Here is a 5,399-nt window from a genome sequence, read left to right as displayed (position 1 = left end):
GCGTCATCTAGATTTGATCCGATTTCAAGACTGACTTGCTGTAGCCCCTTTGACCAAGCCAATCTCACCGTACTTGCTACCGAGATCGCTGCCTCATCGCGATTCTTCTCTTAACCGATGACCGATGCATTTGACTCTCAGGTCTCCCGTCAACTGCGTAACTCCTATGCTTGAAGAACCAACTAAACTTAAGAAGAAAAAGAAGAACCAGAAAAATCAAATTGCGTGGGGCCCGGTTCGACAAAAAGAGCGAGGGTTCACTTCATCCCTGACTTAAAGTTAGGGTATTCGCGACCCTCCGCATTCCCTAAATGGCAAATGACCGAGTAGCTTCTCCGCCTTTTGAAGTGCTCAGGGTCTTTGGAGCTCATTCATAATGTTCTGAGTGCAAAGATTGCAGGTCTTGGCATGTTCTGCGAGATCGGCGATCGAGATTATTCCAACAGGTTCTCCTTCCTGGACTACGGGAAGCCTTCGATAGCCGTATTCACCCATGATCTTTCCTGCTTCATGGATATCCGCGTCTGGCGAGATCGTTGCAGGGTCCTTGGTCATGAAATCGGCGACCTTTACCTCAGAGGGGTTCTTCCCGGCTGCCACCACCTTTGTAACTATCTGTCTATCGGTGACAAGGCCTTTAAGCACGCCGAGCATTTCATTATCACTAACCAGGACTGTGCCCACTTTTTCGGACTGCATCTTTTTGGCGGCCTCTTCAGCTGTTGCCGAAACGTCGACGAATGCCAGGGTTTTCGTCATCTTCTCTTCTACTTTCATAAAAATCCCCCTTAACTAGTTCTCGGAGATCTGATAAATAACTTTCGATTTTCAAGGCGATATTTTTCCGGGACTAAAACGGCGAATTATCCCATAAAGGCCCTTCTTTGCCCAAAATTGGATATAAAAAATGGCCTATCATAAATTTATATAAAATTAATGTAACGGATTTTGAAGAATCTTATCAAAATGCTTATATAAAAGAAAAACAACAACAGTTGATCAATCATCTTCTGGATAGTGTGGTACAGATGGAAAAATTCGATCTGATCGTAATAGGCGCGGGGGCGGGGCTAAGTGTAGCATCTGACGCTCTCAAAGAAGAGAAGCGGGTGGCTCTGATGGAGCACGGACCTCCGGGCGGAACCTGTTTCAACACCGGTTGCATCCCTTCGAAGATGCTGATCTATCCCGCAGACGTCATCAGGACCCTGGAAGATGCCAGGGCCGTCGGGATCGAGGGTCATATAGACCGGATTGACATCAAAAAGATTATGGATCGCACCCATTCGGTGATCGGCAAGACTCGTTCGGATATGGAGGAGCAGATAAGATCTGAGGAGAATCTGACCTGGTATCGGGAAACGGCAGAGTTTGTGGGCGATTACACCCTCAAATCCGGACACTTCACCCTGACCGCCCCAAATATTGTAATAGCGTCCGGTGCAAGGTCCCTTATTCCGCCCATCCCGGGCCTCAAAGAGGCGGGGTTCATAGACAACGTCTCCCTCCTCGATCTGGATAGGTTGCCCGAAAGCATCATCATCGTAGGCGGTGGATATGTAGGATGCGAGTATGCCCATTTCTTCTCCGCGGTGGGAACTATAGTCACCCTGATCGGAAGAAATCCCAACCTTCTTCCCAACGAAGATCCGGAGATATCCTCCATCGTCAAGAGTGCCCTCTCGGAGAAGATGGCTGTATACACCGGCCACGAAGTTTCCAGAGTGGAGAAGGCCGGCGAAAAAAAGCTGGTTTACGCCCGGAATATCGAGGACGAGTCCAGAGTCGAGCTTGAGGCGGAGGAGATACTGATGGCCGTCGGGAGGAAGTCCAACTCAGATCTCCTCAAGCCCGAAATGACCGGATTAAAGACCGACTCCGGGGGATGGATCGTCGTGGACGAGTATTTACAGACCGCAAAGCCCGGAATATGGGCGATCGGCGACGCCACTGGAAAGCATATGTTCCGCCATACCGCCAACTACGAAGCGGACGTGGTATCCCATAACATGTTAAAGGCCGGGGGCAAAGAGGATCGAGAGGCGGTCGATTACCACGCTGTACCCCACGCGGTCTTCACCTATCCGACTGTGGCCGCCGTTGGGATGACCGAATCGGAGGCTTCGGAGGCGGGATACGAGATCCTGGTGGGAAGAGCGAGGTACATCGATGCCGCCAAAGGCATCGCCATGGCCGAGGAGAAGGGATTTGTCAAGGCGGTGGTCGAAGAAGATACGGGGAAGATTCTGGGAGTCTCCGTCGTGGGCTCCGAGGCCCCGGCTCTGGTGCAGCAGGTGGTTTACATGATGAATACCGAGTATCAGGATTTGATGCCGCTTATCAGATCCCAGGTTATTCATCCCACCACAAATGAGGTCCTTTACAACGCCTTCGCGGATCTGGAGCATCCCCACCATCATGCCGAGAAGGAAGAGAGGAGTTCTCAGATCGCAAGTTCTGAATGAGAACTCGGGGTCGAACGTCACCGTTCATCTATCCCTCCCCCTTCCAGGGCCAACGTCCCTCGACCTCCACATGTAAAGCCCAGCTCAGCATAGTCCGGATGACGATCAATAGACCGAGGCTTGTGAGGTGGATCAGATTGAGTTCGATCGTAACTGTCTTGATTATGTCGGCTGCTACCAGTATCTCCAGGCCCAGGAGCAGAGTCTTGCCGATCTTGATCCTCAGAAGATCCTGAACCTCTGAAGAGTCTTTCTGCTTCATCCTGCTTTGAAGATATCCGATAGTTGCCGCCGTAATGCCCAGAAGTATTACCGCCACTCCAAAGATCTGCAAAAGTAAGCTGGCCGCCTCGATCCACACCGGGATGGTCAAAAACAGATCTCTCATAAAAATATAACTTTCTTATCTCTGTTCTCGAAAGGATGTGATCATCATCGAATCGAAATTAGTATTATAAAAAATAGAATATATCCGATGTATTCGATGATTTGTCACTTCTCTTCGGCCTTCTTCATCTCTTTATGCATCTCTCTTGCGTGTTTCATCATCTCTTCTTTGGTCGCAAATGTCTTACCACAGATCTCGCACTTAAACTCCTCGGCTATGATCTCACCTCTTAATTTACTTTTACTTCAAGGTTTTTCTATCTTTCGGTCCGTCTCTATATCAGCATCCACTGGTCATCGGTTAAGAGAAGAATCGCGATGAGGCAGCGATCTCGGTAGCAAGTACGGTGAGATTGGCTTGGTCAAAGGGGCTACAGCAAGTCAGTCTTGAAATCGGATCAATCCTAGATGATGCATAATTCGTGTGAAAAATGGCAATATTGTGTAGCTTAAACTCCTTAACCGATGACCCATGTATCAGCATCAAGAAAGATCGATTCCAAGTTCAACCTTTTTTTCAATGAAATTGGTGACGGCATCGATAAACTCGGCATGACTCCAGGTCAAAGGCGCGACAGACACCGACTCTCCTGTAATCGGATGGACCTGCTCAGGCATGATACCCGTCTCCAAGGAGCAATCTGCAGCCCATCTGATGAGATCATAAGCTCTTCTCAGATCTTCGTCTCCCTTCGCCTGGGCGATATACCATTTGGCAAGCCATAGGGTGCAGATCGGCCAGGGGTTTCCGACTCCTTCGTGCACCTGCCTTCTATACAGGTCGCCCTGATATCTGGCAAGGCCGCCTATTCCGTCTACCCAGAGCTTCTGCTCCACATTTTCCATGGTCCTGACCACCCTCGGATCATCGGCGGGCAGAACTCCGAACTCGAAGATGGCGTAAACGCTGCTGTCCACAGTATAGTCAAGCCTCTTTTTATGAACGTCCCTCCCCTCATATTTTAGCCCGCGGAGGATTGTCCTCTCCTTCGGATCGTATAGCTCGCTCAAGATCAGATCCTTTATCTCACCATAGCCTAATTTGCAGAGCTCGCAGATTGTGGTGTCTCCGAAGAGCTGGGCCAGATTTTCGGCCGCGTTCAGGCCTGCATAGACCGCCGAGGCTGTAAAGGCGAAGACGCCCCTATCCTCCTCCCAGAGGTCGTAGCTCTTCATGGGCATGCCATTTGGATAGCGATAGTCGTTCATGAACTCGGCCGCTTTCTTGACCAGGGGATCGTACACCTCCCTGATGAACTCCAGATCTTCTGTCGATCGGTAATACTCCCATAGCGCATAGATCACAAGAGCCGTCTCGTCCTCCTGTATGGGCAGAGCTGGAGCGCCATCTTCCACCCAGGGATGCCAGCTGCTGCCCAGAGTTCCGTCGGGGTTGTACTTGTGAAGCAGGCATCCCGTCCACCAGAGAACGTCCTTACAAAATCTGAAGAAGGGCTTGGCGAAGCCTGGAAATCCGGCTCTGATCATGGCTAGGGAGGCGAGAGCGCCATCCCGGGCCCACATATAGCTATAGGTGTCCCTGTTGAATACCGTGTTATCTGAGTCGTTTGCGGCCAAGATGGCCCCATCTGAGTCCGTCTGCGTCTTGATGATCAGAAGGGATCTCCTGTATAGGCTGGCCAGATCCTCGTCCAACCCGGAGAGATCGGTGGTGGTATCGTTCACCCAGGATCTTTGGCAGCCTTCCGCATGTTGCATTAAGGCCTCTGGCCCCTCTTCCAGGATCAAATTGTTCAACTTATAGACTTCTTTGAAATTCATACCTGCGGTCATGCAGTAGTAGATCGTCTCTTCCCCCTCTGCCGGAATTTGCAGGACTACACCCACCGTCGAGTCCACCCTTCCCTGGGTCACTGGATTTTTGGACAGGACTCCGTCTTCGGCATCTCGAAAAGTGCCCTCAAAGCCATCGCTTTCGGCAAGCCCTATGGCGTAGTCGTCAAGATCGCTCTTCGAACTTCCACCCTCTCCGGATTTCAGAACCCCGATCAAGAAGTATCTGGCCCTCTTGTAGTGCACCACTACATTGTGGTCCATCTGATAGACTGCAGTATCGCCGATGCCATCGCCGTAGAGATGGAAATCGTTGTGAAAGAAGACCCGGAATTCTCTATCACTATCTTCGAGGTTTCTGATGGTGATCTTTCTCAGGAAAATATCTGCCTCACAGAATACGTTCTCCTCGAGCAAAAGATCGACGCCGAGATCTCCGTTCGTTGCCTTGTTCTCGGTGACCAACGTGTCGTTTTTATAGCCTAAACTTCTCTCCCAGCCCTCTTCGTTGATCCAGGAGAGCCGGCCTTCGACGTAGACGCCCACCCTCTGAGCATGACCGAGGAGGTGATTTTCCTGGCCGACGTGAGGAAAATATATGTCCCTCACTTGAAGCCATTTGTCGATATTATAGTCTTACGACTAAATTGATATAATAGAACAGACAAAATAGATCTTATGAAGGGAGATATTGTAACTATACAAAATACTGAGGAGCTACCGGAAAAGCTTCGTGCAGAGACTGATGGGCGT

Annotated in this window: 5 protein-coding genes; 1 reads left to right on the top strand and 4 read right to left on the bottom strand. The window is 50.2% G+C overall.

What is annotated here, in order from left to right:
* Positions 1-351: 351 nt before the first annotated feature.
* On the bottom strand, positions 352-777 hold the full coding sequence (locus P0O24_RS12245; RefSeq protein ID WP_316970036.1) for a CBS domain-containing protein: 426 nt from the start codon (positions 775-777) through the stop codon (positions 352-354).
* A gap of 251 nt (positions 778-1,028) precedes the next feature.
* Here P0O24_RS12245 and P0O24_RS12240 point away from each other — a divergent pair, with 251 nt between their 5' ends.
* A complete protein-coding gene (locus P0O24_RS12240) occupies positions 1,029-2,465 on the top strand; it encodes a dihydrolipoyl dehydrogenase (RefSeq protein WP_316970035.1) in 1,437 nt (478 codons plus the stop codon).
* Between the two features lie 28 nt (positions 2,466-2,493).
* On the opposite strand, the gene P0O24_RS12235 is transcribed toward P0O24_RS12240, so the two are convergent.
* From P0O24_RS12235 to P0O24_RS12230, 3 genes are all read right to left on the bottom strand, one after another.
* The gene (locus P0O24_RS12235; RefSeq protein WP_316970034.1) at positions 2,494-2,838 is read right to left on the bottom strand and encodes a DUF1622 domain-containing protein; all 345 of its coding nucleotides are present in this window, start codon (positions 2,836-2,838) and stop codon (positions 2,494-2,496) included.
* Positions 2,839-2,957: 119 nt separating this feature from the next.
* Positions 2,958-3,071 (bottom strand): C2H2-type zinc finger protein, encoded by a 114-nt coding sequence (locus tag P0O24_RS12600; protein WP_394356789.1) that lies wholly within the window; start codon positions 3,069-3,071, stop codon positions 2,958-2,960.
* Between the two features lie 264 nt (positions 3,072-3,335).
* Complete coding sequence (locus P0O24_RS12230; RefSeq protein WP_316970033.1) at positions 3,336-5,192, bottom strand: glycoside hydrolase family 15 protein; 1,857 nt, start codon at positions 5,190-5,192, stop codon at positions 3,336-3,338.
* Between the last annotated feature and the right edge of the window lie 207 nt (positions 5,193-5,399).

This window comes from Candidatus Methanocrinis alkalitolerans, from assembly GCF_029167205.1.
GTDB classification, from domain to species: Archaea; Halobacteriota; Methanosarcinia; order Methanotrichales; family Methanotrichaceae; genus Methanocrinis; species Methanocrinis alkalitolerans.
The sequence above is the reverse complement of the archived record's forward strand: the minus strand, read 5'-3'. Positions and strand labels throughout refer to the sequence as shown.

Coding starts and splice junctions, on each gene's coding strand:
- P0O24_RS12245 (WP_316970036.1), bottom strand. CDS start 777: ATGAAAGTAGAAGAGAAGATGACGAAAACCCTGGCATTCGTCGACGTT.
- P0O24_RS12240 (WP_316970035.1), top strand. CDS start 1,029: ATGGAAAAATTCGATCTGATCGTAATAGGCGCGGGGGCGGGGCTAAGT.